The 26,460-nt window shown below is 63.8% G+C and carries 24 protein-coding genes and 1 tRNA gene; 6 read left to right on the top strand and 19 right to left on the bottom strand.

Features of this window, described 5'->3' with window-relative positions; all coding sequences use genetic code 11:
• Positions 1-13: 13 nt before the first annotated feature.
• From ACZY1I_RS29345 to argS, 18 genes are all read right to left on the bottom strand, one after another.
• On the bottom strand, positions 14-931 hold the full coding sequence (locus ACZY1I_RS29345; protein WP_463760933.1) for a F0F1 ATP synthase subunit gamma: 918 nt from the start codon (positions 929-931) through the stop codon (positions 14-16).
• 6 nt (positions 932-937) lie between these two features.
• Positions 938-2,614: a F0F1 ATP synthase subunit alpha gene (gene atpA, locus ACZY1I_RS29340; RefSeq protein WP_463760932.1), complete on the bottom strand. Its 1,677-nt coding sequence runs from the start codon at positions 2,612-2,614 to the stop codon at positions 938-940.
• Between the two features lie 48 nt (positions 2,615-2,662).
• Positions 2,663-4,003, bottom strand: a complete 1,341-nt coding sequence (locus ACZY1I_RS29335; protein WP_463760930.1) for a F0F1 ATP synthase subunit B/delta — start codon at positions 4,001-4,003, stop codon at positions 2,663-2,665.
• Between the two features lie 6 nt (positions 4,004-4,009).
• Positions 4,010-4,516: a F0F1 ATP synthase subunit B gene (locus ACZY1I_RS29330; protein ID WP_463760929.1), complete on the bottom strand. Its 507-nt coding sequence runs from the start codon at positions 4,514-4,516 to the stop codon at positions 4,010-4,012.
• Between the two features lie 9 nt (positions 4,517-4,525).
• A complete protein-coding gene (locus tag ACZY1I_RS29325) occupies positions 4,526-4,780 on the bottom strand; it encodes a F0F1 ATP synthase subunit C (protein WP_463760928.1) in 255 nt (84 codons plus the stop codon).
• A gap of 43 nt (positions 4,781-4,823) precedes the next feature.
• Positions 4,824-5,576 (bottom strand): F0F1 ATP synthase subunit A, encoded by a 753-nt coding sequence (gene atpB / locus ACZY1I_RS29320; protein ID WP_463760927.1) that lies wholly within the window; start codon positions 5,574-5,576, stop codon positions 4,824-4,826.
• A complete protein-coding gene (locus ACZY1I_RS29315) occupies positions 5,569-6,069 on the bottom strand; it encodes an ATP synthase subunit I (RefSeq protein WP_463760926.1) in 501 nt (166 codons plus the stop codon). The genes atpB and ACZY1I_RS29315 overlap by 8 nt, the downstream gene beginning before the upstream one ends.
• A 249-nt stretch (positions 6,070-6,318) precedes the next feature.
• Complete coding sequence (gene rfe, locus ACZY1I_RS29310) at positions 6,319-7,539, bottom strand: UDP-N-acetylglucosamine--decaprenyl-phosphate N-acetylglucosaminephosphotransferase (RefSeq protein ID WP_463760925.1); 1,221 nt, start codon at positions 7,537-7,539, stop codon at positions 6,319-6,321.
• A 16-nt stretch (positions 7,540-7,555) separates the two neighbouring features.
• Positions 7,556-8,209 (bottom strand): L-threonylcarbamoyladenylate synthase, encoded by a 654-nt coding sequence (locus ACZY1I_RS29305; protein WP_463760924.1) that lies wholly within the window; start codon positions 8,207-8,209, stop codon positions 7,556-7,558.
• A complete protein-coding gene (gene prmC / locus ACZY1I_RS29300; protein ID WP_463760923.1) occupies positions 8,206-9,060 on the bottom strand; it encodes a peptide chain release factor N(5)-glutamine methyltransferase in 855 nt (284 codons plus the stop codon). The genes ACZY1I_RS29305 and prmC overlap by 4 nt, the downstream gene beginning before the upstream one ends.
• On the bottom strand, positions 9,060-10,136 hold the full coding sequence (gene prfA / locus ACZY1I_RS29295) for a peptide chain release factor 1 (protein WP_463760922.1): 1,077 nt from the start codon (positions 10,134-10,136) through the stop codon (positions 9,060-9,062). Before prfA ends, prmC begins: the two co-directional genes overlap by 1 nt.
• A gap of 120 nt (positions 10,137-10,256) precedes the next feature.
• Positions 10,257-10,496: a 50S ribosomal protein L31 gene (gene rpmE / locus ACZY1I_RS29290; RefSeq protein WP_463760921.1), complete on the bottom strand. Its 240-nt coding sequence runs from the start codon at positions 10,494-10,496 to the stop codon at positions 10,257-10,259.
• A gap of 187 nt (positions 10,497-10,683) precedes the next feature.
• Positions 10,684-12,702 carry a transcription termination factor Rho gene (rho, locus tag ACZY1I_RS29285; protein WP_463760920.1) on the bottom strand — a complete coding sequence of 673 codons (2,019 nt, stop codon included), beginning with the start codon at positions 12,700-12,702 and terminating at the stop codon, positions 10,684-10,686.
• 272 nt (positions 12,703-12,974) lie between these two features.
• Positions 12,975-13,919: a homoserine kinase gene (gene thrB, locus ACZY1I_RS29280; RefSeq protein WP_463761012.1), complete on the bottom strand. Its 945-nt coding sequence runs from the start codon at positions 13,917-13,919 to the stop codon at positions 12,975-12,977.
• Between the two features lie 113 nt (positions 13,920-14,032).
• Complete coding sequence (thrC, locus tag ACZY1I_RS29275; protein WP_463760919.1) at positions 14,033-15,115, bottom strand: threonine synthase; 1,083 nt, start codon at positions 15,113-15,115, stop codon at positions 14,033-14,035.
• On the bottom strand, positions 15,112-16,446 hold the full coding sequence (locus ACZY1I_RS29270; RefSeq protein ID WP_463760918.1) for a homoserine dehydrogenase: 1,335 nt from the start codon (positions 16,444-16,446) through the stop codon (positions 15,112-15,114). The genes thrC and ACZY1I_RS29270 overlap by 4 nt, the downstream gene beginning before the upstream one ends.
• Before the next feature lie 3 nt (positions 16,447-16,449).
• Entirely contained in the window at positions 16,450-17,868 is a 1,419-nt protein-coding gene (gene lysA / locus ACZY1I_RS29265) for a diaminopimelate decarboxylase (protein ID WP_463760917.1), read from the bottom strand.
• Entirely contained in the window at positions 17,865-19,514 is a 1,650-nt protein-coding gene (argS, locus tag ACZY1I_RS29260; protein WP_463760916.1) for an arginine--tRNA ligase, read from the bottom strand. The genes lysA and argS overlap by 4 nt, the downstream gene beginning before the upstream one ends.
• A 124-nt stretch (positions 19,515-19,638) precedes the next feature.
• Here argS and ACZY1I_RS29255 point away from each other — a divergent pair.
• A tRNA-Arg gene (locus ACZY1I_RS29255) sits at positions 19,639-19,714 on the top strand.
• 111 nt (positions 19,715-19,825) lie between these two features.
• Here the strand turns inward: ACZY1I_RS29255 and ACZY1I_RS29250 are convergent.
• Positions 19,826-20,179 (bottom strand): hypothetical protein, encoded by a 354-nt coding sequence (locus ACZY1I_RS29250; protein ID WP_463760915.1) that lies wholly within the window; start codon positions 20,177-20,179, stop codon positions 19,826-19,828.
• Positions 20,180-20,654: 475 nt separating this feature from the next.
• Here ACZY1I_RS29250 and ACZY1I_RS29245 point away from each other — a divergent pair, with 475 nt between their 5' ends.
• From ACZY1I_RS29245 to ACZY1I_RS29225, 5 genes are all read left to right on the top strand, one after another.
• Positions 20,655-21,065, top strand: a complete 411-nt coding sequence (locus tag ACZY1I_RS29245; protein WP_463760914.1) for a histidine phosphatase family protein — start codon at positions 20,655-20,657, stop codon at positions 21,063-21,065.
• Between the two features lie 87 nt (positions 21,066-21,152).
• A complete protein-coding gene (locus tag ACZY1I_RS29240; RefSeq protein ID WP_463760912.1) occupies positions 21,153-21,302 on the top strand; it encodes a hypothetical protein in 150 nt (49 codons plus the stop codon).
• Between the two features lie 219 nt (positions 21,303-21,521).
• On the top strand, positions 21,522-23,180 hold the full coding sequence (locus tag ACZY1I_RS29235) for a PPE domain-containing protein (RefSeq protein WP_463760908.1): 1,659 nt from the start codon (positions 21,522-21,524) through the stop codon (positions 23,178-23,180).
• 187 nt (positions 23,181-23,367) lie between these two features.
• The gene (locus ACZY1I_RS29230) at positions 23,368-25,026 is read left to right on the top strand and encodes a PPE family protein (RefSeq protein ID WP_463761011.1); all 1,659 of its coding nucleotides are present in this window, start codon (positions 23,368-23,370) and stop codon (positions 25,024-25,026) included.
• A gap of 124 nt (positions 25,027-25,150) precedes the next feature.
• Positions 25,151-26,218, top strand: a complete 1,068-nt coding sequence (locus ACZY1I_RS29225; RefSeq protein WP_463760906.1) for an NAD(P)-dependent alcohol dehydrogenase — start codon at positions 25,151-25,153, stop codon at positions 26,216-26,218.
• The last annotated feature ends 242 nt before the right edge of the window (positions 26,219-26,460 follow it).

Genomic DNA, 26,460 nt, shown 5'->3' with positions numbered 1-26,460 from the left:
TTCCTCGTGGGGCCTATTTGGAGGCGTCAGCGAGCGCGTTTGCGCCGCCGACGATTTCGCTGATCTCTTGGGTGATCTGGGCCTGCCGCTCACGGTTGGCTTGCAACGTCAGGTCCTTGATGAGGTCGTCGGCATTGTCAGTGGCCGACTTCATCGCGCGCTGGCGCGACGCCAGCTCCGATGCCGCCGACTCGAGCAGCGCCGCGTACACACGGGTGGTCAGGTACCGCGGCAGCAGCGCGTCGAACAGCGTTGTTGCATCCGGCTCGAACGAGTACAAGGTGTGCGGTCCGGTGTCTTCCTCGACGTACTCCACCACCAGGGGCGCAATTCGGTGGGCTGCGGCTTGCTGAGACATCATCGACTTGAATTCCGAATAGACGATGTGCAATTCGTCGACGCCCTGCACGCCGTCGGCGTTGTTCTCGTCGTCGTCGCTACCCGCCATGAACGCGTCGACCAAGGCGTCCCCGATCTCCGCCGCATTCTCATACTTCGGCTGCTCGGAGAATCCGGTCCACGACTCCCTGATGTCCCAGTTTCGGAACGAGAAGTAGTTCTGGGCCTTGCGTCCCACCGTGTACAGCACCGGCTCCTTGCCCTCATCTCGCAAGAGGGCGAAGAGCTCCTCAGAGCGACGGAAGATGCTCGAGTTGTAGGCGCCACACAGACCACGGTCGGAGGACACCACCAAGACGCCGGCCCGCTTCGGTTCCGGCCGCTCCACGAGGAGCGGATGATCCAGCGCCGCTTCGGAAGACAAGGTAAGAAGCATCGAGGTGATCTGGAAGGCGTAAGGTCGGGCCGATTGCAGCCGAGTCTGCGCCTTTCCGATACGCGACGTCGCGATCAGTTCCTGCGCTTTGGTGATCTTCTTGATCGACCCCGCCGATTTGATTCGGCCGCGTAGTTCGCGGAGTGTGGCAGCCATCGTTAGCTACTTCTTGTCCTTCTTCTTGTCGTCCTTGGAATCCTTCTTGGGTTTGTCCTTCTTGACCTTCACCGATTCCTTGGACAAATCGTCCTCGTCGAGGGGCTCGGCGTGCTCGTCGCGAACCACCGACTCGCCATCGCTGGCCGCGAAGCCCTTCTTGAAGTGGTCGATGATGTCGACCAGCTTCTCCTCGTCCTCTTCGCCGAGTTTCTGACTCTCACGAATGTTCTTGAGGAAGCCCTCCTCAGAGGCCTTCATGTGGTCCAGCAGTTCGGCCTCGAACCGCTTGATGTCCTCGACCGGCACCGAGTCCAGGTGTCCGCCGGTGCCCAGGAAGATCGAAACCACCTGTTGCTCAACGGGCAGCGGCGAGAACTGCGGTTGCTTGAGCAGCTCCACCAGGCGTTCGCCACGCTGCAGCTGCTTCTTCGACGTCTCGTCCAGGTCGGACGCGAACGCCGCGAAGGATTCCAGCTCGCGATACTGCGACAGATCCAGACGCAGCGATCCGGCCACCTCTTTCATGGCCTTGATCTGCGCCGCGCCGCCGACGCGGGACACCGACACACCGACGTTGATGGCAGGCCGGACACCCTGGTTGAACAGGTCGCTCTCCAGGAAGCACTGTCCGTCGGTGATGGAGATGACGTTGGTCGGGATGTAGGCCGAGATGTCGTTGGCCTTGGTCTCGATGATCGGCAGGCCGGTCAGCGAGCCGCCACCGAGTTCTTCGGACAGTTTTCCGCAGCGCTCCAGCAGCCGGGAGTGCAGGTAGAACACGTCGCCGGGGTAGGCCTCGCGGCCGGGCGGACGGCGCAGCAGCAGCGAAATGGCCCGGTACGCCTCGGCCTGCTTGGTCAAGTCGTCGAAGACGATCAGCACGTGCTTGCCCTCGTACATCCAGTGCTGCGCAATCGCCGAACCCGTGTAGGGCGCAAGCCATTTGAAGCCGGCGGCGTCGGAAGCCGGCGCCGCGACGATGGTGGTGTAGTCCATCGCGCCGCCTTCGTCCAGCGCGCGCCGGACCGAAGCGATGGTGGTGCCCTTCTGGCCGATCGCCACGTAGACGCAGCGGACCTGCTTCTTCTCGTCGCCGGTTTCCCAGTTCTGCCGCTGGTTGAGGATGGTGTCGACGCAGACGGCGGTCTTGCCGGTCTTGCGGTCGCCGATGATCAGCTGACGCTGACCACGCCCGATGGGCGTCATCGCGTCGATGGCCTTGATGCCGGTCTGCAGCGGCTCCTTCACGCTCTGCCGCTCGACCACTGAAGGCGCCTGCAACTCGAGCGCGCGCCGGATGTCGGTGTCGATGTCGCCGCCACCGTCGATCGGCTGGCCGAGCGGGTTGACCACGCGGCCCAGGAACCCGTCGCCGACCGGCACCGACAGCACGTCGCCGGTCCGCTTGACCTGCTGACCCTCTGCGATCTTCTCAAAGTCACCGAGGATGACCGCGCCGATGCTGTGCTCATCCAGGTTGAGGGCGACGCCGAGCACTCCGCCCGGGAACTCGAGCAGTTCTTGGGTCATCACCGACGGCAGACCTTCGACGTGCGCGATGCCGTCCCCGGCGTCGATCACGGTGCCGACCTCCTCGCGGGAGGTGTCGGCGGTGAAGGACTCTACGTACTCTTCGATTGCGCTCTGAATGTCATCGGCGGAGATTGTCAAGTCGGCCATGGCTTTTCGTCTTCCTAGTTCGGAGGTTGTGCTGACTAGTTCGTGTTGTTAATCAGGTAACTGAGACTCGGCGGCGGCCAAACGCGACTTGAGCGAGCCGTCGATTACCTCGTCAGCCACGGAGATCAGAAGGCCACCAAGGAGTTCGGCATCAATCTGCAGCTGGATCGCCACCGGATGCCCATAGATACGACTCAGCACCTCGCCGAGACGGGTGCGCTGGGCGTCGCGCAGCTCGGCCGCGGCACTGACCTGGGCGACAACTTCGCCGCGGCGCGCAACAGCAACTTCGGCCAGGAACAGCACGGCCTCGTTGGCCGGTTGGCCCCTCAACAGCTCGATGGTGTGCGACAACAGCGCGGCGGCAACGGGATTGACGCGGCCGCTCGAGCCGTCCAGCACCTTGCGCAGCAACCCCACCCGCCCTTCGGCGGGGGTGGTGTGGTCACCCAGCAGAACGGCAAGCCGCGGTTGCGTATCGATCACGCGCGAGAAGCGGAACAGCTGATCTTCGACCTCATCGATCTGGTCATCGCCCTCCGCGACCGCGAGCAGCGCTTGGCGCGACACGTGCTCTATCGCGTCGACCACATCGGAGTCCGCCGACCACCGCTCCGAGACGGCGGTCCGCAACAGGTCGAGCGTCGCATCGCCGACCTTTCCTTCGAGCAGACGGTCGAGAAGCTTTACGCGAGGCGCTGAATCTTCGGCCGGCAGCGTCAGATACCGGGTCACGACGGACTCACTGTTGAACAGCTTGGCCACCGACACCAGCTCGTCCGCCACCTTGGTCAGACCACTGTTGTCGAGATCCTTGGCCACGGTGTCGAAGCGGTCGACCAGATTGTTCAGTGCCCGCCGGCTCGACGATCGCATCTTTGCCAGCACCGGGTACTCGACGTCCGCCGGCTCCGGCGCCATGTCATCGAGCTCGTCGAGGAACCGGTCGACCGTGGCCGACTGCTGGTCGTCGTCGGCAACATAGTTGCGCACCAATTCGCTTGCCTGGCGCACGGATTCGTGGCCGAGTTCCAGACGGAGCTGACGAGTCAGCTGCGTCCGCAACAACTCCACCTGGCGAGTCCCCTGCGCCTTGATGCGCTCTCCGTCGGATTCAGCCTGGGCCTGCAGTTGCTCGGCGATGCGCTCGGCGTCGGCCTTGGCCTCTTCGACGAGACGCTTCGCCTCATCCTTCGCAGTTTGCACGGCCTTGCTGTGCGCGGTCGTCGATTCGGTGAGCCGTTTGGCTGCCGTGTCCGAATCTTTCAACTGTTGACGCACAGTCTCCTGCCGGGTGGTCATCATATTGCGCACCGGCGGAATGACATACCGCCAGACCAGCAACACGATCGCCGCGAACCCGACGAGCTGTCCGATAAATGTCGACATTAATAGTTACCTTGTCGCAGCTGAGGGGATGACATCTACGCCGAGAATCCGACTGGCCAGAGTCGCCGACATCTTTCCCACGTTGGCACGCAGATCCATTTCCACGGAGTCCCTCTCCCGCTTCAATTGCTCGTTGGCCGCGGCTAGCGTCTGTGCCACTTGTTGATCAGCGTGGGCACGGGCGTCGTCGATGACCTTCCGGCCCTCCGTCCGGGCCTTGTCACGGAATGAACCGGCCTGGACGCGGGCTTCCTTCATGGCCTCTTCGTAGTCGGCTTCGGCGGCAGCGAACTGCTCGGCTGACTTCTTGTTGTCAGCCTGCGTCTTGGCGACCATGGCGTCACGTTCCCGCAGCACCTTGAGGATCGGCGGCACGACGAACGTGCCGATGACGCCCAGCACCAACAGGAAGATGGCCAGCACGAAGAAGAAGGTGCCGTTAGGAACCAGGAAGTTGTTGCCTTCAGCGACTACCTGGCTGGATGCCAAGACGCTCAGGGTCGTGTCACCCATAACGACTGGTTAGGACGCGCCCGGCGTGGCGAAGACGAACAACGCCATGAACGCCAGGTTGATGAAGTAGGCCGCCTCGACCAGACCGACGGTGATGAAGAACGGCGTGAAGAGCCGACCCTGCGCCTCGGGCTGCCGAGCGACACCGGAGATCAGCGCGTTACCGGCAATACCGTCGCCGATACCGGCGCCGATAGCGCCGCCGCCCATGATCAGGCCGCCGCCGATGAGAGCGCCTTGAATGATTTGCGGGTCAAGAGCCATCGTTATCCTCCTTGATAATTGTGTTTACGAGTTCGGGAAGTTCTTAGTGGTGGTCTTCGTCGAGTTCCATCGATTGGCTGAAGTACAGGATCGTCAGCAGCGCGAAGATGAAGGCCTGTATCGCACCGACGAACAAGTCGAACGCTTTCCAGATCGCATTCGGCGCCCACAAGATGTAGGGCGGGAACATTGCGATGAGCGCCACCATGATGCCACCGGCAAAGATGTTGCCGAAGAGCCGGAGCGACAGCGAAATTGGCTTCGCGATTTCCTCGACGATGTTGATCGGGGCGAGGAGCGTCACGTGGCCCTTGAGCACCTTGATCGGGTGCCCGATGATGCCCCGGCGCCAGATTCCCGCCGCGTGGTAGCAGACGAACACGAACAGCGCGAGCGCGAGCACATAGTTGATGTCGGCGGCCGCCGAAGAGAGCAACTCGGTGGTCTTGCCGTCCTTTTCGGTGTACTGCAGTGGCAGCACGGACAGCCAGTTGGAGATCAGGATGAACACGAAGATGGTCACCGCGAGCGGCAGCACGAAAGGTGCGACGCGCATTCCGATGGCAGCCTCCACCTGATCGCGCATCTGGATGGTGATCGCCTCGAAGAAAAGCTGGACTCCGCCCGGCACATCGGTCGAGGTGACCTTCGACTTCAGCCAGAAGGCCAGCGCGATCACGATCGCCGCAGCGATTGCCGTCGCGTAGATGGTGTCGGTGTTAACGGTCAGACCCAGCCAGGTCGCCTTGTGGTGCTCACCGACCTCTATCGCCGCGGCCAGGATCGACTCAGTCATCGCCGGCGCTCCTCCCTTCAGTGCCTTCCGAACCGGTCAGTACAGCGCCTGCGCCTTCACCCTCAACGGGTGCCACATCCGGCTCGCCCGTCCGCAGCTTCTTCCAGACCGGCAGCGCCGTCGACAACACCAGCACCACCTGGAAGAGCGCCAAGCCAAACAGCACACCCAAGCCCGCGGGCTTGAAAACGAAAGCAATGATCAGCGCAACAATGGTGATGACCGCAACCCGCGAAGCGGAGTTGATGGCCATCGAGCTCTTCATCGGGTGCTCACGCGAGGTGATCGACTCCACCGAGTGCCGCACCAACAGAGCGTTGAGCAAACCCAAGAGCAACCCAATCCCGAAAAACGCCCCGATGAGTGGACGACCGGCGTAGGCGGCGATCCCAGTCGCCAGCGCGGTCAAGACCAGGCTGATGACGAACAGGCGTACGGGACGGAACGCAACAGCGGGAAACACCAACGGCGCGTCCTGCGCTGGTGTCGTCACTGCAGCACCTCAATCCGGGTTGATGAAGCGTGAACCACATCACTTGCTGATTCGTAGCCCGCCGAGCGTATCGCAAGCGTCGCGCTGGACTTACCCAAGGGGTAGCTCCCTGTGTCGCTCTTGTGTCGGCACGCTCGAAAACACATCCGACGGGCCGGGGGGCCGGCAACCCGCGAGGTTTATTTCGGGGTTCTACCAGCACCGTACCATATAGTAGACGCCACTACTACCGACTGTCGTAGACCCCGGTTAGTCGTCGTCGTAGCCGTCGTCGTCATAGTCATCGCCGCGGCGCAAGAGCGGAATCACGGTTGCTACGCCGGCTACCGCAATGGCGCCCAGCATCACCGCCGCCGTATGCCGAGGGTCGAAAAAGATCGTGCTCGCCGCGCCGAAGGCGACGATGCCCACCCATAGATAGATCAGTAGGACCACGCGACGATGCGAATGACCGATCTGTAGGAGTCGATGGTGCAGGTGCATCTTGTCGGGCGTGAAGGCACTGCGGCCCGCACGGGTGCGCCGCACGATCGCCAGCAATAAGTCGAGCATCGGCACGAACATGACCGCTACCACCAACAGGAAGGGCGACAGCAGAGCAAACACGTCTCGGGCGCCGTACGCGTTCTGCGAAATAGGCCCGGCAGCCGTCGTGGACGCAGCGGCCAGCATCAGGCCGATCAGCATCGAACCGGAATCTCCCATGAAGATCCTGGCCCGGTGGAAGTTGTGCGGCAGGAAGCCCAGACAGGCGCCCGCAAGGACCACCGAGATCACCGCGGGCGGGTAATACAGCACGTCGCCGCCGTGGTCGCGAAGTAGACCCACCGAGAACATGCAGATCGCGAGCGCGGTGATGAGGCCGAGCCCGGCGGCCAGCCCGTCCAGGCCGTCGACGAAGTTCATCGCGTTGACGATCGATACGGTCAGCGCCAGCGTCAGCAGGATCGAGGAAGCCTGGTCCAACACGATGGTGCCCACGCCGCCGAACGGGATGTAGAGAACACTCCAGGCCACACCCATGGTCACCAGCACGCTCGCTGCGGTGATCTGACCAGCGAACTTGGTCAAAGCGTCCAAACCCCATCGGTCGTCGATCAGGCCGATACCCATGATCACCGCGCCCGCTACCAGTACTGCGGGCATGCCGGTGGAGTAGACGAACCCACGCGTGAGGGCCGGGAGCTGGGAGGCGAGAAAGACGGCGGCGGCCACACCGGTGAACATCGCCAGCCCGCCCATTCGTGGGGTCGGCGTCACGTGCACATCGCGTTCCCGCGGGTACGCGACGGCACCCAATCGGGTGGCGAGCACGCGCACCGGTCCGGTCGCGAAATAGGTGATGATCGCGGCGGTCAGTCCGACCAGAGCCAGCTCGCGCAACGGGACGCCGGCGCTACGGGGCGAGAGTGCGAGCAAGCCACCGGCAAGGCTGGCCACATCGCTAGACACCTCGAGACCGTACTTCACCAACCTGAGTCTCGTCTCAGGCGATCAAGCCGGCCGCATCCACGCCGAGCACCTCAGCGATGCGCCCGGTGGGCACCGGACCCTCACGCAGGATGCGTGGCGAATTTCCACTCAGGTCGACGATCGTTGATGCCGCCTGCTGGGCGGCGGTTCCGCCGTCGAGGTAGACATCGACGAGATTGCCCAGCTGGCGGCGTGCTTCGTCGGCGTCGACCGCGGCGGGCTGACCGGAGACGTTGGCGCTGGACACGGCCATTGGTCCGACCTCGCGCAGCAACTCGATGGCAACCGGGTGCAGCGGCATCCGCAGCATCACGGTGCCGTGCGCATCGCCGAGGTCCCATTGCAGCGACGGCGCCTGCATGACCACCAGGCTCAGCGCTCCCGGCCAGAAGGCGCGAACCAGTTCGCGCGCCCCGTCGGGCATTCCGTACACGAGACCTTCGATCGTGTGCCAGGAACCGACGAGCACGCCCACCGGCATGTCGCGGCCGCGGCCCTTGGCCGCAAGTAGAGCATCCACCGCGGTGCTGTCGAACGCATCGGCACCGATGCCGTAGACGGTGTCCGTCGGCATCACAACCAGCCGGCCGGCCTTGAGCGCTCCGACCGCGGAGGTGATTCCGCGGGCACGCTGGTCCGGGTCGGCACAGTCGAATACGTCTGTCATTGGCGCCGCTCGCTCCTCTGTGCCGTCACGAATCTCGGCCGTCCGGTCAGATCCTTCCGGGCCACGATATCGTCGAACAAACCTGTGTTGGCGATCATTTCGACGGTCGCCGCGGATGTGGTGTCGTCATGCTCGACAGCGAAATAGCCACCCGGACGCAACCATCGCCCAGCCAGTCCGACCACGTCGACGATCACCGCCATGCCATCCGGTCCGCCAAACAACGCATGATGCGGATCATGTTGTGCGACTTCAGGTTCCAGTACGGCGCTGGCCGGTATGTAGGGCGGATTGGCGACGACGAGATCCACCAGTCCGTCGAGTTCGGGCCATCCGGCCCGGCCGGCAAGTTCGGTGACGTCAGCCTCAACCAGTTCAACCGTGGTGTTCTGGGCGTTACGGCGCGCGTAGTCAAGCGCCGTCTGCGAGTCGTCGACGCCGATCACCCGCGCGGCCGGCCAATGGTGAGCCAGTGCGACGGCCAACGCGCCCGACCCGGTGCACAAATCCACAATCACCGGTTGCCCGGTAAGTGATTGTGCGGTGGCCCATTCCAACATGACCTCGGTTTCCGGACGCGGAATGAACACACCCGGGCCGACATTCAGCAGCACCGGCCCGAACGCGGTCGTCCCGATCAAATGCTGCAGCGGCACCCGCTGCGAACGCGCGGCGACGGCGTCGTGGTATCGCCCGAAGAACTCCTCGCCAGGCGCCTCGATCATGATCAGCCGACCACGGTCGATGCCCGCCACGTGGGCCGCCAACTGCTCGGCGTCGAAACGCGCGGAGTCGATTCCCGCTTCAGCCAGTTGCACCGCAGCGGAGTCGATCGCCTGCCGCAGTGTCATCACGTCGCTTGTTGCAACCGGGACTGTTTATCGGCTTCGCCCAACGCGTCGAAGAGTGCGTCCAGGTCGCCGTCGAGAACCTGATCGAGGTTGTGCGATTTGAATCCGATGCGGTGATCGGTGATCCGATTCTCGGGGAAGTTGTAGGTGCGAATCCGTTCGCTGCGGTCCACCGTGCGGATCTGGCTAGCGCGATCTGCCGATGCGTCGGAAAGCGCTTGTTCCTCCGCCAACACCTGCAGCCGCGCGGCCAGAACCTGCATGGCGCGGGCTTTGTTCTGCAGCTGCGAGCGTTCGTTCTGACAGGTGACGACGATGCCGCTGGGCAAGTGGGTGATTCGGACCGCGGAGTCAGTGGTATTGACGCCCTGGCCGCCCTTGCCCGATGACCGGTAGACGTCGATGCGCAGATCCGATTCGTCGATCTGCACCTCGCCGACCTCCTCGGGCTCCGGGTAGACCAGCACGCCGGCTGCCGAAGTATGCACGCGCCCTTGCGATTCCGTCACCGGAACGCGCTGCACGCGGTGCACGCCGCCCTCGAACTTCATCCGCGACCAGACACCGTCGATGGAATCGCCCTTGCACGCGATGGCCAGCGTCGCGTCCTTGTAGCCACCGAGATCCGAGGTGGTTTCACCAAGCAACGTGACCGTCCAGCCGTGTCGCTCGGCGTAACGGATATACATCCTGGCCAGGTCGGCGGCGAACAGTGCCGATTCCTCGCCCCCCTCGCCGGACTTCACTTCGAGCAGGATGTCGTCGGCGTCGTGCGGGTCGCGTGGCGCCAGCATGTCGGTGAGTTGGGTGTCCAGTTCGGCGACCCGGGCCTCCAGTTCGACGATCTCGTCAGCGAACGACGCGTCGTCGACTGCCAGCTCACGGGCGGTAGCGAGGTCCTCGCTGGCCGAGATCAGCTTTCGATGCGTCGACACAATCGGGGCCAACCTGGCGAACCGCCGTCCGACCCTGCGGGCTTCGTCGGGATTGCTGTGCAATTCGGGATTGGACAGCGCCTGCTCGAGCTCTGCGTGCTCGGCGAGCAGGACGTCAATCGTCTTTGCCGGCTGCGTCATGTCACTCACCTCATTCCTACGCGAGTCTCATTGCGAGTCGCCGCTATCGGTCTTGGCCCCGAACGCGAACCGACGCCCGGCCTGTGCCATTAATGCACAGTTCGGGCGTCGGATAGCCAGCTATTTGTCAGCTGCGGCTTTGTCCGCTCCGGAGTTGCGCTTGCCGTAGCGCTTCTCGAAGCGGGCGACCCGGCCGCCGCTGTCGAGGATCTTCTGCTTACCCGTGTAGAACGGGTGGCACTGCGAGCAGACCTCAGCCACGATGCGGCCGCCCGGCTTGGTGCTGCGGGTAGTGAAGGAGTTCCCGCAACCGCAGACCACCGTGGTCTCGTCGTAGGCGGGATGAATGTCAGTTTTCATGATGTCCTCTTCGATCGTGGCCGCTGGTGCCCCCGGGGCCTGAAGTCGAGCGCCTATTATGCCAGGTCAACTACTGCCTACCCAAAACAGCGGGTTGGGCGCTGGTATTCCTTGTGCCAGCTGGTCTGGATGGTCTAGATGGTGACGACCCGCTGCGCCCGGCCTTTGACCGCGCTTGTGATCGCCACTAGTCGTGGTCCATGTTGCCCGGTGTCGTCTTCGACACCTGGACCAGGAACTCGTAGTTCGTCTTCGTCTTGCGCAGCTGCGACATCAGCAGATCGATGGCCTGGTGAGAATCCAGGCCCGACAACACGCGGCGCAGCTTGTGCACGATGCCGAACTCGTCCGGCGACAGCAACAGCTCGTCCTTGCGGGTGCCCGAAGGGTTCACGTCGACGGCCGGGAAGACCCGCCGCTCCGAGATCTTGCGGTCCAGCTTCAGCTCGGCGTTGCCGGTGCCCTTGAACTCCTCGAAGATGACCGTGTCACCGGTGGAGCCGGTCTCGACCATCGCGGTGGCGATGATGGTCAGCGACCCGCCTTCCTCGATGTTGCGGGCGGCGCCCAGGAAACGCTTGGGCGGGTACAGCGCCGTCGAGTCGACACCACCGGACAGGATTCGGCCCGACGCGGGCGAGGCGTTGTTGTAGGCGCGGCCCAATCGAGTGATCGAGTCGAGCAGCACCACCACGTCTTTACCCTGCTCCACAAGCCGCTTGGCACGCTCGATGGCCAGCTCGGCGACTGCCGTGTGGTCCGTCGGCGGCCGGTCGAAGGTCGAGGCAATAACCTCACCTTTGACCGAACGCGTCATGTCGGTCACTTCTTCGGGCCGCTCATCGACCAACACCACCATGAGGTGGCATTCCGGGTTGTTGCGGGTGATCGCGTTGGCGATGTCCTGCAGAATCGTCGTCTTACCAGCCTTCGGCGGCGAAACGATCAGCGCGCGCTGACCCTTACCGATGGGCATGATCAGGTCGATGATGCGGGTGGTCAGCCGGTCCGGCGTGGTCTCCAGCCGGAGCCGCTGGTTGGGGTACAACGGGGTCAACTTCTGGAAATCGGGACGCTTCCTGGCATCCTCGACCGGTCCGCCGTTGACGCTGTCCAGACGGACCAGCGGGTTGAATTTCTGCCGCGGGTTCTTGTCGCCGCCGTCCCCTTCTCGGGGCACCCGGACGGCTCCGGTCACCGCGTCGCCGCGGCGCAAACCATTCTTACGCACCATGTTCATGGACACGTAGACGTCGTGCGGGCCGGCCAGGTAGCCGGAAGTGCGCACGAAGGCGTAGTTGTCCAGCACGTCCAGGATTCCGGCTACCGGCTGGACGACATCGTCTTCGCGCAGTTCGGCTTCGCCGCCGCCCCCGCCGCCTTCGCCCGTCCGCTCGCCACGGCGCCTGCGGTCGCGGAACCTGCGTCCCCGACGACCCTGGCGACCATCGCCGTCCTCGTCGTCGTTGGCGTTGTTGCTGTTGTTGCTGTTGTTGCTGTTGTTGCTGTTGTTGTCTCTGTTGCGACGCTGTTGACCACCACCCTGCTGGTCACCGCCTTGGTCGCTACCCGAGTCCGCCGAGCGCTCTTCGGCCCTGGATTCTCTCTTCTGGTCCTGCTCGTTCTTCTGTTCGTTGCTGTCGGTTTCGTCGGCGTTGGCCGCGGACCCGGCTTGCCGGGACGCACCGCGCCGCTCTCGGCGCGGCCGCTCTTCGCTGGCGACGCCGTTCTTGGCCTCTTGGCCGGCGCCCTCTTGGGCTGAAGGCGCTTCGGCGGGGGGCTCTTTCGCGACATCCTGCCGCGCGGGCGCCTCGACTGTGTCCTTCTGGACCGGCGCTTCGGCCTTCTCTTTCTGGGGGTCGTTCTGGGGGTCTTTCTGGGGCGCTTCGTCTTTCTGGCGAGCGTCGTCTTTCTGGACGGCCTTGTCGGCGTCTTGCGGTGCCGCGCCGTTGGCCTTCTCGGTGACAGACTTGCCGCGGCTTTCTTGGATCGCGGCAATCAGTTCGCTCTTACGCATGCCCGACGTGCCCTTGACGCCGGCTTGGCTGGCCAGTGCACGCAGTTCGGGAAGCACCATGGTCGCCAGCGAGGTCGCCGGCGCATTGGATTTGGCGCCGGCAGCGCCAGAAGTGTTTGGGTTCACGGCATCCGACGGCCTGTCGGCGTCGGTGCTTTCGCCAGCCGTGAAGAGGTCCGTATCAGTCACGGATTTCCTTTCTTGCCCCGCTGATCACGTCAAACGGGGGGTACCTGCATCGGACAAGCAATCAGCAAATCGCCGAATGCGCCCAATCATCGACTCTGTAACGGTGATCGCCGGTGTCGGCGACGGAACAGCGAACCTCGTCCACGAGAAGAATTGGTGTTTGTCCCAGCGTCAACGCAGTTTGTGCAGATGCAGATGCTGCAATTGCTGGACGGGTCCGAGAATAACCCGCTTCCTGGCCGGAAGCAAGCAAACCCCCGTCACGCTGTGGATCAGCCGGGGACGGTGACGCCTGGCCTCCAGCGAACTCCTTCGCCGACAGCCATCTTCCTGATGATGAATCCGTTTGCGGTTCCGTACTCCACCGCTTCGGCGGGCAACTCCGGCTCGATACTCAGCGCAATCAGCGAAGGACCAGCCCCGGAAAGCGTCGCCGCTACGTTATGACGTCGCAGCAGCCGCAAATATTCCGCTGAGGCCGGCATTGCCGGTGCACGCTGGGGTTGATGCAGTACATCTTCGGTCGCAGCCATCAACAGGTCCGGCCGCTGGGTAAGGGCCACCACCAGCAACGCAGACCTGCTGAGATTGAACCGCGCGTCCTCGTGGCTAACCTGGGCGGGCAACAACACCCGCGTCTCCGCAGTCGAGGACCGCTCCTCGGGAACCGCAGCGAATAGATGGATGTCGGGATGCAGGTCCAACTGAACTGCGCCGTAATCGGGACGAACGGTGCTGCGGTCAACCCAGGAAACCACCGCACCACCCAGCACGGCAGCCGCGGCATTGTCGGGATGACCTTCGAACTCCGACGCCAGTTGAACCAACTGAGTTTCGCTCAGCAAAGTGGAATCCACTTGCGCAACAAGACCATTGACCGCAGCCAGGCCACTCACCACGGCCGCTGCGGAGGAGCCGAGACCACGGGAGTGCGGGATGTCATTACGGCACCGGACCACCAGGCCGGCGACACTGACACCCGCCGCCTGTAATCCGCGTTGGATGGCGCGCACGACGAGATGTTCAGGCCCCACTGGCACCTGGCCGGCACCTTCGCCTTCGACAATTACCACCAGGCCGGAATCCGTTGTCTCGACGACGATCTCGTCGCACAGATGCAAGGCAAGGCCGAGGCTGTCGAAGCCCGGCCCGAGGTTGGCGCTGGACGCCGCGACCACGGCGGTAGCGATCAGCCCCGATGGCAGCGTCTGGAACACCGGACCCGTGTGGTGGCGTCCCGCGGCGCCCGGCTCCGCCGCGCTTGCGAACGCCGGACCCGTTTCGTGGCGTCCCGCGGCGCCCGGCTCCGCCGCGCTTGCGAACGCCACTGTTACCCGAGCCCCAGTTGCTCGACGACCAGGACCGGGTCGACGGGCAGCGCCTCGACCTTCGGCATGTCCTTGAGTGCGGTGTCGGGGTCCTTGAGTCCATTGCCGGTCACGGTGCACACCACCGTCGATCCGCGCGGTACCCACCCGTCATCGACGGACTTGAGCAGACCGGCGATGCTGGCCGCCGACGCCGGCTCGACGAAGACCCCTTCGAGGCTGGCGACCAGGTGATATGCCGCCAGGATCTCGTCGTCGGTGGCGGCAAGGAAGCGTCCATTCGACTGCTGCTGAGCCTCGACCGCCGAGGTCCACGAAGCAGGAGCGCCGATGCGGATCGCCGTCGCGATCGTCTCCGGGTTAGGCACCGGCTCGCCGAGCACCAGGGGTGCCGCTCCGGCGGCCTGCGTGCCCAGCATCCGGGGCAACTGCTCGATCAGCCCGTCGCGGTGATATTCGGTGTAGCCCTTCCAGTACGCCGTGATGTTGCCGGCGTTCCCAACTGGAAGCGCATGCACATCAGGCGCGGTACCGAGGGCGTCAACGATCTCGAACGCTGCCGTCTTCTGACCTTCGATCCGCACCGGGTTAACCGAGTTGACCAACGCGATCGTCGGAAAATCAGCGGTCATCTTGCGAGCGAGTTCCAGACAATCGTCGAAATTGCCGTCGATTTGGATGATCTTGGCGCCGTGCATGACCGCCTGCGCCAGCTTGCCCATCGCAATCTTGCCCTGCGGGATCAACACCGCGCAGGTGATGCCGGCGCGCGCCGCATACGCCGCAGCAGATGCCGAAGTGTTTCCCGTCGACGCACACAACACCGCCCGCTGCCCGCGGGCCAGCGCGTCGGTGACGGCCATCGTCATGCCGCGGTCCTTGAAAGAGCCGGTGGGATTGAGGCCCTCCACCTTGAGATGGATTGTGCAACCGGTCTTTTCCGACAGACGGGGCGCCGCGATGAGCGGTGTGCCACCCTCGAGCAGAGTGACCGGCGTCCAATCGTCGCCGACCGGCAGCCTGTCCCGGTATGCCGCTATGAGGCCCGGCCAGGGCTGGTGAACTGCTGTCCGAGGGGCGCTCATTCGTCGGTTCCTTCCAGTCGCAACACGCTTGCGACACTCTCGACGACATCCAGGTCGGCAAGCGCTTCAACGGTTTCCGACAGCGCGGCGTCGGTCGCCCGGTGCGTGACCACGACGATTCGGGCGCCCACGCGTTGACCGCCCTCGCCCACCACACCTTCTTGGCGCACCTCGGCGATGCTCACCTCGCGCTTGGCGAATTCCGCCGCAACCGCCGACAGAACGCCCGGCCTGTCGGCCACATTCATGCTGACGTAGTACCGCGTCTCGATGAAACCCATTGGCGCCACCGGAAGTTGAGCATATTTGGATTCGCGGGGACCTCGGCTGCCGAGCACCCGGTTACGCGCGGCCATGACCAGATCGCCGGTCACCGCCGACGCGGTGGGTGCACCGCCGGCGCCCTGGCCGTAGAACATCAGCCGACCGGCCGCCTCGGCCTCGACCACCACGGCGTTGAACGCGCCGTTCACGGTGGCCAGCGGATGCGACAGGGGCACCAGCGCGGGATAGACGCGCGCCGAAACCCGTTGCTGCCCTTCGTCAGTGGTGATCCGCTCGCAGATCGACAGCAGTTTGATGGTGCAGTCCAGGGATCTGGCGGACTCAAAGTCAGCCGGGGTGATATTGGTGATGCCTTCGCGGTAGACATCGTCAGCCGTCACCCGGGTGTGGAAGGCGATCGAGGCCAGGATCGCGGCCTTCGCGGCGGCGTCATAACCCTCGACATCCGCGGTGGGATCTGCCTCGGCGTAGCCAAGCGCGCTCGCGTCGGCCAGGGCGCTGTCGTAAGTCGCTCCGGTGCTGCCCATTTCGGTGAGGATGTAGTTAGTGGTGCCGTTGACGATGCCGGCGACCCGCAGCACCTTGTCGCCGGCCAGCGACTGGGTCAGTGGACGAATGACCGGGATCGCGCCGGCGACGGCGGCCTCGAAGTACAGGTCGACGGCCTCGCGTTCAGCAGCCGCAGCCAATTCCCCACTGGCGATGGACATCAGCGCCTTGTTGGCGGTGACAACAGATTTGCCGTGCTTCAGTGCGGCAAGGATGGCCTGGCGCGCCGGTTCGACAGGTCCCATCACCTCGACGACGATGTCGACGTCGTCGCGTGAAACGAGCTCATCGACGTTGTCGGTGAGCAGTTCAATTGGCACACCACGGTCGGCGGCAACGCGGCGCACCCCGATGCCGCGCAGCACCAGGGGGGCGCCGATACGGCCCGCCAGATCCTCCGCGCTCTCCTCGATGATGCGGACGACTTCGCTGCCGACCACGCCAAAACCGAGTACCGCTACACCGATTGCGCTGTCGCGCTGGTTGTTATTGGACACGGGTCACCTCACTTCCAAACTCAGCAGATCGTCGACCGTCTCGCGGCGCAGCACCAAGCGGGACTCCCCCGCGCGCACCGCTACCACGGCGGGACGGCAGATCATGTTGTAACGGCTCGACAGGGAATAGCAGTAGGCACCGGTCGCGGCCACCGCCACCAGGTCACCCGGCGCTACGTCGTCGGGCACCCACGCATCGCGGACGATGATGTCGCCGCTCTCGCAATGCTTGCCGACCAGGCGGGCCCCGGTGGCCGGTGCATCGCTGAGTCGCGATACCAGCCGCACGTCGTATTGCGCGTCGTACAGCGCGGTCCGGATGTTGTCGCTCATACCGCCATCGACACTGACGTAGCGACGGTGCGCGGTGGCACTGACGTCGACGTCCTTGACCGTGCCGACTTCGTAGAGCGTGATGGTGCCCGGCCCGGCGATGGCCCGCCCGGGTTCGACAACCAGTCGCGGGGCCGGCAGGCCGACGGCCGCAGATTCTCTGTTGACGATGGCGGTGAGCTTCTCCGCAAGTTCGGCGATCGGCGGCGGATCGTCCGGCGCGAGGTACGAAATACCAAGCCCACCACCAAGATCAACGATGGATACCTGCGCCGTCTTTTCGACTCCGAACTCCGCGACGATCTCGCGCAACAGGCCGATAACCCGCTGGGCGGCGATCTCAAATCCGGCGACATCGAAGATCTGCGAGCCGATGTGGCTGTGCAGGCCGACCAGTCGCAGGTGGTCTGCGGCGAACACCCGTCGTACCGCGGCCATCGCCGCGCCGCTGGCCACCGACAGTCCGAACTTCTGATCTTCGTGCGCAGTGGAGATGAACTCGTGGGTGTGTGCTTCCACGCCGACGGTCAGGCGCACGAGGACATCCTGGACAACTCCGGCCGCACCGGCGATCGCGTCCAGTCGCTCGATCTCGATCAGCGAGTCCAGAACAACGTGCCCGACTCCCGCTTTCACCGCGGCTGTCAGTTCGGCGACCGATTTGTTGTTGCCGTGCAACGCGATTCGCTCTGGCGGAAAATTGGCGTGCAGCGCAACGGCCAACTCGCCACCGGAACACACGTCGAGCGACAAGCCTTCTTGTTCGATCCACCGCGCGACTTCACTGCACAGGAATGCCTTCGACGCGTAATGCACATTGGCGCCGCCGCCGAACGCCGCCGCGGTCTCTTTGCAACGGGAGCGGAAGTCGTCCTCGTCGATGACGAACAGCGGAGTCCCGTAATCGCGGGCGAGGTCGGTCAGCGCGACACCGGCAATGGTGGCCACTCCGGCTTCGTCGCGAGTAGTGTTGCGGGGCCATACATTCGGCGCCAACAGTAGTAACTCTTCAGCGGACTGCGGGCGCGGCGGACTGCTGGCCTGCCGGGTGTCTTCAGCGTGCCGGGGTCCGGCGGGATGAACGTTCACATTCTCTCCGGGGCGGTGACTCCGAGGATGGCCAGTCCGTTGGCGATGACCTGCCGGGTGGCCTGGCACAGAGCCAATCGGGCGGTATGCAGGTCGGTGGGATGTTCGTCGCCTTGCGGCAATACCCGGCACGAGTCGTAGAACCGGTGGTAGTCGCCGGCAAGGTCTTCCAGATAGCGACATACCCGGTGCGGTTCACGCAGTGCCGCAGCGGTTTTGAGCACCCGCGGAAATTCGCCGATGGTGCGCAGCAGCGTGCCCTCTTTGTCGTGGCTGAGCAACTCGAGGTGCCCAGTGTCGGGGACGAGCCCCAGTTCGGCGGCGTTGCGGGCCAGCGCCGAAAGCCGCGCGTGTGCGTATTGCACGTAATAGACCGGGTTTTCATTCGACGCTGACGACCACAGCGCCAGGTCGATGTCGATAGGGGTGTCCACCGACGAACGGATCAAGCTGTAGCGCGCGGCGTCCACGCCGATCGCCTCGACGAGGTCATCGAGCGTGATCACAGTGCCCGCCCGCTTGCTCATCCGGACCGGTTGGCCGTCGCGTACCAGGTTAACCATCTGCCCGATCAGCACCTCGACGGTGGCCGGGTCCTCGCCGAATGCGGCGGCCGCGGCCTTGAGTCGGGCGATGTAGCCGTGGTGGTCGGCCCCCAGCATGTAGATGCAGAGGTCAAAGCCGCGTTCCCGCTTGTCAAGGTAGTAGGCGAGGTCGCCGGCGATGTAGGCCGGTTTGCCGTCACTCTTGACCACGACGCGGTCTTTATCGTCACCGAAAGCGCTGCTGCGCAACCAACTTGCGCCATCTTTCTCGTAGATGTTGCCGCTATCGCGCAGCTTTTCGATGGCCTGGTCCACGCGGCCGCTGGTGTGCATCGAGTCTTCGTGGGTATAGACGTCGAAGTCGGTGCCGAACTCGTGCAACGACTCCTTGATGTGGGTGAACATCAGGTCGACGCCGATTTCGCGGAATGTCTCGTGCATCTGGCCGTCAGGCAGGCTCAAGGCGTCCGGCGCCTTTTGCAGTATCTGGGTGGCGATATCGCTGATGTAGGTGCCCGCGTAACCGTCTTCGGGGGCGGTTTCGCCCTTCGCCGCGGCCACCAGGGAGCTGGCGAATCGGTCGATCTGCGCGCCGTGATCGTTGAAGTAGTACTCCCTGACCACGTCGGCGCCCTGCGTGGTCAGCAACCGGCCCAGCGCGTCGCCCACGGCCGCCCAGCGGGTGCCCCCGATGTGAATGGGCCCGGTCGGGTTGGCTGAGACGAATTCCAGGTTGACCTTCTGGGCCAGGATCTGCGAGTGGCCGAATCCGGCGCCTGCGTCGATGACGCTGTTGACGATCTTGGCCTGAGCCGAGGTCTCCAGGCGCAGGTTGATGAAGCCCGGGCCGGCCACTTCGGCTGAAGCGATCCCGTCGGTCTGCGCCAGCGCCGAGGCGAGCCATCCGGCCAGCTCGCGCGGGTTGGCGCCGACCTTCTTGCCCAATTGCAGGGCCAGGTTGGACGCGTAATCGCCGTGCTCGGGGATGCGCGGCCGCTCCACAGTGACCGTCGAAGGCAGCGCGGACACGTCGAGGTCGTGCTCGGCCAACACCGCGGTGGCGGTGATTCTGAGCAGCTCAGCGAGGTCGGCGGGGGTCACGAGCGTCCATCCTATTGGCTGGGGTGCTTGCGCCTCGAATCCATTACCGATGCCCGGGCGGTCACCGGGATGCGCTAGTCTGGCGAGGCTGTTTGATGCCCATGGCGCAAGATGGTTTTCGTGCGCCCCCGTAGCTCAGGGGATAGAGCGTCTGCCTCCGGAGCAGAAGGCCGCAGGTTCGAATCCTGCCGGGGGCACCACTTGATCAGCACAGACGTGTCACATCGTGACCGATTGGTTCCGCCTTCGATCTCTAACCAGGATGGCTGGTGCCCCGGCCGAGAGATGTCCAACTCCCCGCGAGCCAGGCGCTAGCCGATTCTCGTAAGTGTGAACCTGTCACGCGGGTCCTCGTGGACGCCGCAAGGCGCGTTGGTGTCCAAGAAGTCCACTTCGCCCGCCATCGTCGCCGGGTCCCACCACTGGGTAACGGTCACCGCGTGGGTGCTGGTTTGGGTCCCAATGCCCTCCCAGCCGTACGCGGTGCACGTCACGCCCTCCGCCACAGTCCGCGTGTTGGTGTAGCGACCATCGACCAGTGCCGCATCGAACCCTCGGCCTAGTGAAGTCGTCACATGCGCGACGCAGCCTGGCGTGCACGAAGTACTGATGACCCACGTGCCGAAGTCGCCGTCCTCGTCTGCGTAGCGATAGGTTCCGTTCATCGGCGGGGCCTCGGCCCCGGCAGTCGGGGGCGTTACGCAAAGCCCCAATCCGGATATGAGGGAAATTACGGCAGCTAATGCGTTGGTCTTCATTTGTTCCGCCTCGGGTGGTGCGCTGATTGCCGATCCGCGATCAAAGTAAAAAAATAACAGCAAAACTGCAGGTCAGATGGGATGCAGGGGCTGTTCATAGACAACTCCTACATGGTCGGAGTTGCGTTGGCCTGCCGGGCGAGGTGATTCGCCGAATTGGCTTGCGGAGGCACCGGAGATCACCGTCGCAGGGGTTTGACTCTTTGCCTGACGTACTTTTGATTTTCGGCGATTGGCGCCCTGAATTTCGTTCTTCAGGGCGGGCAGACGTCAATTCGCCCCGCACCGGCGACACTTTTACACTGCTCCTGTGTACCCGCGAACAAAGTCCCTTGCGGTACTCCGTGGTGTCGTTGCGCTCGCACTCCTCGCGTCATGCCTAATGGGCTCAGGGCCGGCGACTGCAAGCCCGCTGCCGAACATCACCTTGGCTTTGTTTAGGCACGGCAAAGCCACGAGCAACTCGTCCGGTGTGCTCGACACCTCGGTGCTCGGACCAGATCTCGACGCGATGGGCCGGTGTCAGGCAGCGCCCGTCGCAAAGGTGTTCGGTCTCAACAACTTCGATGCAATCTTTGCCTCCACCATGGTCCGCACCCAGCAGACCGCCAAACCGATCGCGCTAGCGCTCAGCGAACAGGTCAGCGTGTTGCCCGGCTTGCGCGCAATTGAGCGCCGGCAAATACGAGGGCCAACCGTCTTCGACGGCCTTCGACGCCATGATGGCGGCCCCACACCGGTGGCTCCAGGGGGATCGCACCGCGCGAATTCTCGGCTCATTGGACGGCAATGAATTCAACGCACGATCAGCGATGCCGTCAAACATATCTATGACAGCGGAGCACACAAACCAATCGCGTTCTCACACAGCGAAGCAATCATGCTCTGGTCATTGATGAACGCCCGCAATGCCGACCCGTCATTGTTCGACAACAAACCACTGCCCAATGTTGGCTACGTAACGCTGGTCGGCAACCCCACCGATGGTTGGAAATTCACTGAATGGGATGTCGATCAAGCGCAATGCTGAAAGCGCGTTCGGCCAAAGTGGTCACCGGCCGCTGAGCGCGCGTCGGCGGCTTGACGGGGCCTCTCACAATCACTCCAACGCCCGCGTCCCGACCGTCGCAACTAGGCTGCCCACCGAATTGAGGTAGTCGACTACTCGCGACCCACCATGCCGTTTCTGGCAAAACTGTGGAAACCGGTCGCCGCTGGGGCGCCGAGGTCGAACGCAGGAGGACCAAGCGTGGTGAATTTCGCGGTGCTGCCGCCGGAAATCAATTCCTTACTCATGTTCACCGGCGCCGGTTCAGCACCGATGCTGGACGCGGCGGCGGCCTGGGACGGGCTGGCGTCGGAGTTGGGGACGGCGGCCTCGTCGTTCTCGTCGGTGACCTCCGCGCTGGCCGGTCAGGCCTGGCAGGGTGTGGCATCGGCGGCGATGGCGGCAGCAGCGGCGCCCTACGCAGCGTTGTTGAGCGTGGCATCAACTCACGCCGCGGGCGCGTCCGCGCAGGCCAGGGATGTGGCCAGCGTGTTTGAAGCCGCGCGGGCCGCCACGATTGATCCGCTAGCGGTCGCGATCAACCGCAACGCCTTTGTGCAATTGGTGCGGACGAATTTCCTAGGCCTCAACGCACAGGTGATCATGGCGTGCGAGGGCCTGTACGAAGAGATGTGGGCCGCCGATGTCTCGGCAATGGTGGGGTATCACACCGGAGCGTCGGCGGCGGCCACGCAGTTGACAACGTTCGCGGCGGCCACCGAAGACGCTCTGGCGAGCTTGCCCAGCCTAGGGCTCGGCAACAGAGGCGGCGCCAATCTGGGCAACGGCAACAGGGGCAGCGAGAACGTCGGCAGCGGAAATCGCGGCAACCAAAACATCGGCGGCGGAAACACGGGCAACGCCAATGTCGGCGGCGGCAACTCCGGCGACAGCAACTTCGGCGCCGGCAACTCCGGCGCCGGGAACATTGGCTTCGGCAATTTGGGCAGCACCTTCGACAAACCCACGGGCCACAACGTTGGTATGGGCAACCGCGGTGACAACAACATCGGGCTAGGCAACCTCGGCAATGGAAACAGGGGCGGTGGCAATGTCGGCAACGGAAACACCGGCGCCGGGAACACCGGCAACGGAAACTTCGGGTTTGGAAACACCGGCAACAACAACATCGGCATCGGCCTCACGGGCAACAATCAGCGGGGCATCAACCTGGCCGGCCTGCTGAACTCAGGCAGCGGCAACATCGGCTTCGGGAATTCGGGCACCAACAACATCGGCTTCTTCAATTCCGGTAGCGGCAACATCGGCATTTTCAACACGGGCCACCAGTTCCTCGGCCCGGAGTTCAACAACGTTGGCTTCGGAAATTCGGGCTTCGGCAACGTTGGATTCGGGAACTCCGGCGACGGCAACACCGGTTTCGGGAACGCGGGCAACTACAACACGGGTTTTGGGAACGTAGCCGGTGGAAACACCGGGTTCGGCAACTCAGGAGGTTGGAACACGGGCTTCTGGAATGCAGGTAGTACGAACACCGGGAGCGGGAACTCGGGCGGCACCAACACGGGCATTTGGAATTCGGGCAGCGTGAACACGGGACTCGGTTTCACCACCAACTCTGGCCTGACCAACTCGGGCTTCGGAAATACCAGTAGCGGACCTGGGGGAAGCTCGGGCTTCTTCAACTCGGCTTCCGGCGGCGATAATTTCAACGGCGTTATGTCGGGGTTCTTCAACACGGCCACCGGCGGCACCTCGGATAACGGCTTCACGTCGGGCTTCTTCAATACCGGGGTCCCGGGCAGCTTGTTCCCTACCTCGGGCGGCAATAACTCGGGCCTATTGAACGCCGGCTACGCCATAACGGGCTTGCTCAACCTCAGTCGATTGTTGCCGTAGCGAATCAGGCTCCTCCGCCACGCCGTAAACCCGCGCCGCAAACCCCCAGCGCGAAGAAGTTGCTGACAGTCAGCTGTTCACGCCGTATGGTCTGAGAAGTTCAGGACGTGATCAGTATCGGGCATGCGTCTTATTGGAGGTCAACGTGAGTTTTTTCGCTCTTCCACCGGAGATTAATTCCTGGCGGATGTTCCTCGGCGCGGGTTCGACGCCGTTGCTGCAGGCCTCGGCGGCCTGGGCAGGTCTGGGCGACGAACTCGGCACCGCCGCGAACTCCTTCTCCTCGGTGACATCGAACTTGACCGGACAGGCATGGCAAGGCCCAGCGGCGAAGGCGATGACCGCCGCCGCGGCACCGTATGTGGCGTTCCTAGAGGCCGCATCCGGGCAAGCCGTTGCGGCCTCCGGCCAGGCCAACGCCGTGGCGAGTGCTTTCGACGCGGCCAAGGCCGCCACAATTCACCCGCAAGCGGTGGCGGCCAACCGCGACGCATTCGTGAATTTGGTCCGCTCCAACTTCTTTGGGCTCAACGCTCCTGCGATCGCGGCGGCTGAAAGCACCTATGAGGAGTTCTGGGCCGCCGACGTCGCCGCACTGGTCGATTACCACGGCTTGGCGTCGGCGGCGGCCGCACAGTTGTCGTCCTGGCAACAGACCCTGCAGGGCCTACCGGGCATCGGGCAGCTTTTCCGGGCGGCGGGTGCGGCGCCGGCAGCCAACAGCGACCCCAACCTCGGCATCGGAAATAAGGGCGGCGGAAACGTCGGTAACGGCAATAACAGCACCACCGGCATCAACCAAGCCGGCAACTTCGGCAACGGAAACACCGGCAGCGGCAATGTCGGCGGCGGCAATAGCGGCAACAGCAACTTCGGTAGTGGAAACGTCGGGAACAGCAATGTCGGCTTCGGCAATATCGGCAGTAATAACATCGGCTTCGGCAACCGCGCCCTCACCACCAACGGTGGCGGGAACGTCGGCCTGGGCAACCTCGGCTTCAACAACACCGGCCTCGGTAACCATGGCGACCACAACGTGGGTGGGGGTAATAGCGGCAACAACAACATCGGCTTCGGCCTAACCGGCAACAATCTCGTCGGGCTCGGCAACGCCTACTACAACACCGCCAACGGTCAGTTCGTGTTCAACGGACTCAACTCCGGCAGCGGCAACATCGGCTTATTCAACTCGGGCACCGGCAACATCGGATTCTTCAACTCCGGCGACGGAAACGTCGGCATCTTCAGCTCGGGCTACAACACCCCTGCGGCTGACCTAGGCAAACTCCAGGGCATAGGCATCGGGAACACCGGTTACGGCAACATCGGCTTCGGAAACGTGGGCCAAGGCAACTTCGGCTTCGGGAACGCGGGCGCGCTCAACACCGGTTTCGGTAATGCGGGCAGCTACAACACCGGCTTCGGCAATGCCGGCAGCTTGAACACCGGCATGGAGAACTCCGGCCTATTGAACACTTTCGACGGCAACTCGGGCAGCATCAACACCGGCTTCTACAACTCCGGCAATACGAATACGGCATTTGGGTCGACCACCAACACCGGAGCCATCAACTCGGGCTTCAACAACACGGGAAGCGGTGTGTCAGGCTTTAACAACACGGCGACTGGCAATGGCGCGGGCAACGTGTCGGGTTTCTTCAACCATGCCAGCGGAGGAACTGCCCTCAACGGCTATCTCACTGGCTTCTTCAACACCGGCGTCACCGGTCCTATCTTCAACATCCCGAGCGGCGTGTACAGCGGCGTCGACTCAGGACTGCTCAATACAGGAACCGGACTGTCGGGCTTGTTCAGCATTCTCCAGCTGCTTAAGAGCCTGGGCTGATTGCGATATTTACCAATTCGTCTCGGCGTTGCTCAAGCGACGTCCCACGAGATGGGTTGAGTTGGAGACTGATTGGGCAGCGACGCAGCACGCGGTTCCGACATTCGTGTGATTGGATTCACACATGACGATGCGCGCCGCATTGATGTACGGATTGAACGAACCGCTGCGGATCGAGGAGATTCCGGTCCCAGACCCCGACCCGGGCCAGGTGCTCGTCAAGGTGGCGGCGACGGGCATGTGCCGCAGCGACGTTCAGCTCATCGAGGGCTACTTCGGGTCAGCGATGGACTTTCCCATAACGCCAGGACATGAGGTCGCGGGCAGGATCGCGGGGGTCGGCAGCGAGGTCCCCAAGTCGGCGGGCCTGTCGGAGGGCCAGTTGGTGGTGGTGAATCCGAACTGGGGCGAGGGGTCGTGCCGGCAGTGCCGCGAAGGCAAAGAACAGCTGTGCGCGAACGGGCAGATGGCGGGGTTCGGCCCACCGGGCGGGTTCGCGGAATACATGCCGGTCCCCTACCGCAGCGTCATCGTCGTGCCCGACGGGCCGGGCGTCTCGGCCAAGTCGCTGGCCCCGCTGGCCGACGCGGGCCTCACGCCGTACCGCGGCATGAAGAAGCTGCGTGCCGCGGGCAAGCTGGAAGCCGGCCGCACGGTCGTGGTCAACGGAATCGGCGGGCTCGGCAGCTACGGCGTGCAGTATGCCCGCCTGCTCAGCGGCGGCGCCACGGTGGTTGCCTTCGCGCGCAGCGATGAAAAGCTCTCACTGGCAACGAAATACGGCGCACACCACACCGTCAACACGCGTGGCCTGGATGCCGAAAAGGTCGCTGACGCGCTCGAGGAAGCAACCGGCCGCCGAGAGGTCGAAGCGTGGCTGGACTGCGCAGGCGCCGAGGAGTCGCTGCAACTTGGTGCAGCGTTGCTTGGCCCTGAAGGCGCCATGGTGTCGGTAGGCCTGATGGGAGATCAGATCATCCTGCCTCTACTGCGATTCACCAACGGCGAGCGCACGTACTCCGGTTCTTTCTGGGGCAACCACGAGGATCTGACCGAAGTGCTCGCACTGGCAGCCCAAGGACTGATCGAGCACACCATCAGTGAGGTCACCCTCGATGACGTCAATGCCAACCTCGATGCGCTGAAGCACGGCGACGTCGTGGGCCGCAAGGTGATCGTCTTCGATCAGTAGTCCCCTACAGGCACCGCGGATAGCACCGATCACTCGGTGGGGGATTTTCTCCGTCCCAAACCCAAGGCTCTGGTGGTCCCGGTTTGTTACGGGGAACGTTGCCCTTCCCGTAGTCGACAAAGTAGAAGGTGTGACAGATATTCATGTCCCACAACATGTCTCGACCGGGCCCCGGCGGGAACGCCATGCTCTGCCCCGGGCACCAGTTGTATGGACCTTGATTGTCCGCGTGGGCAGGGGCA

This window comes from Mycobacterium sp. IDUB_37 (assembly GCF_055419245.1).
The sequence above is the reverse complement of the archived record's forward strand: the minus strand, read 5'-3'. Positions and strand labels throughout refer to the sequence as shown.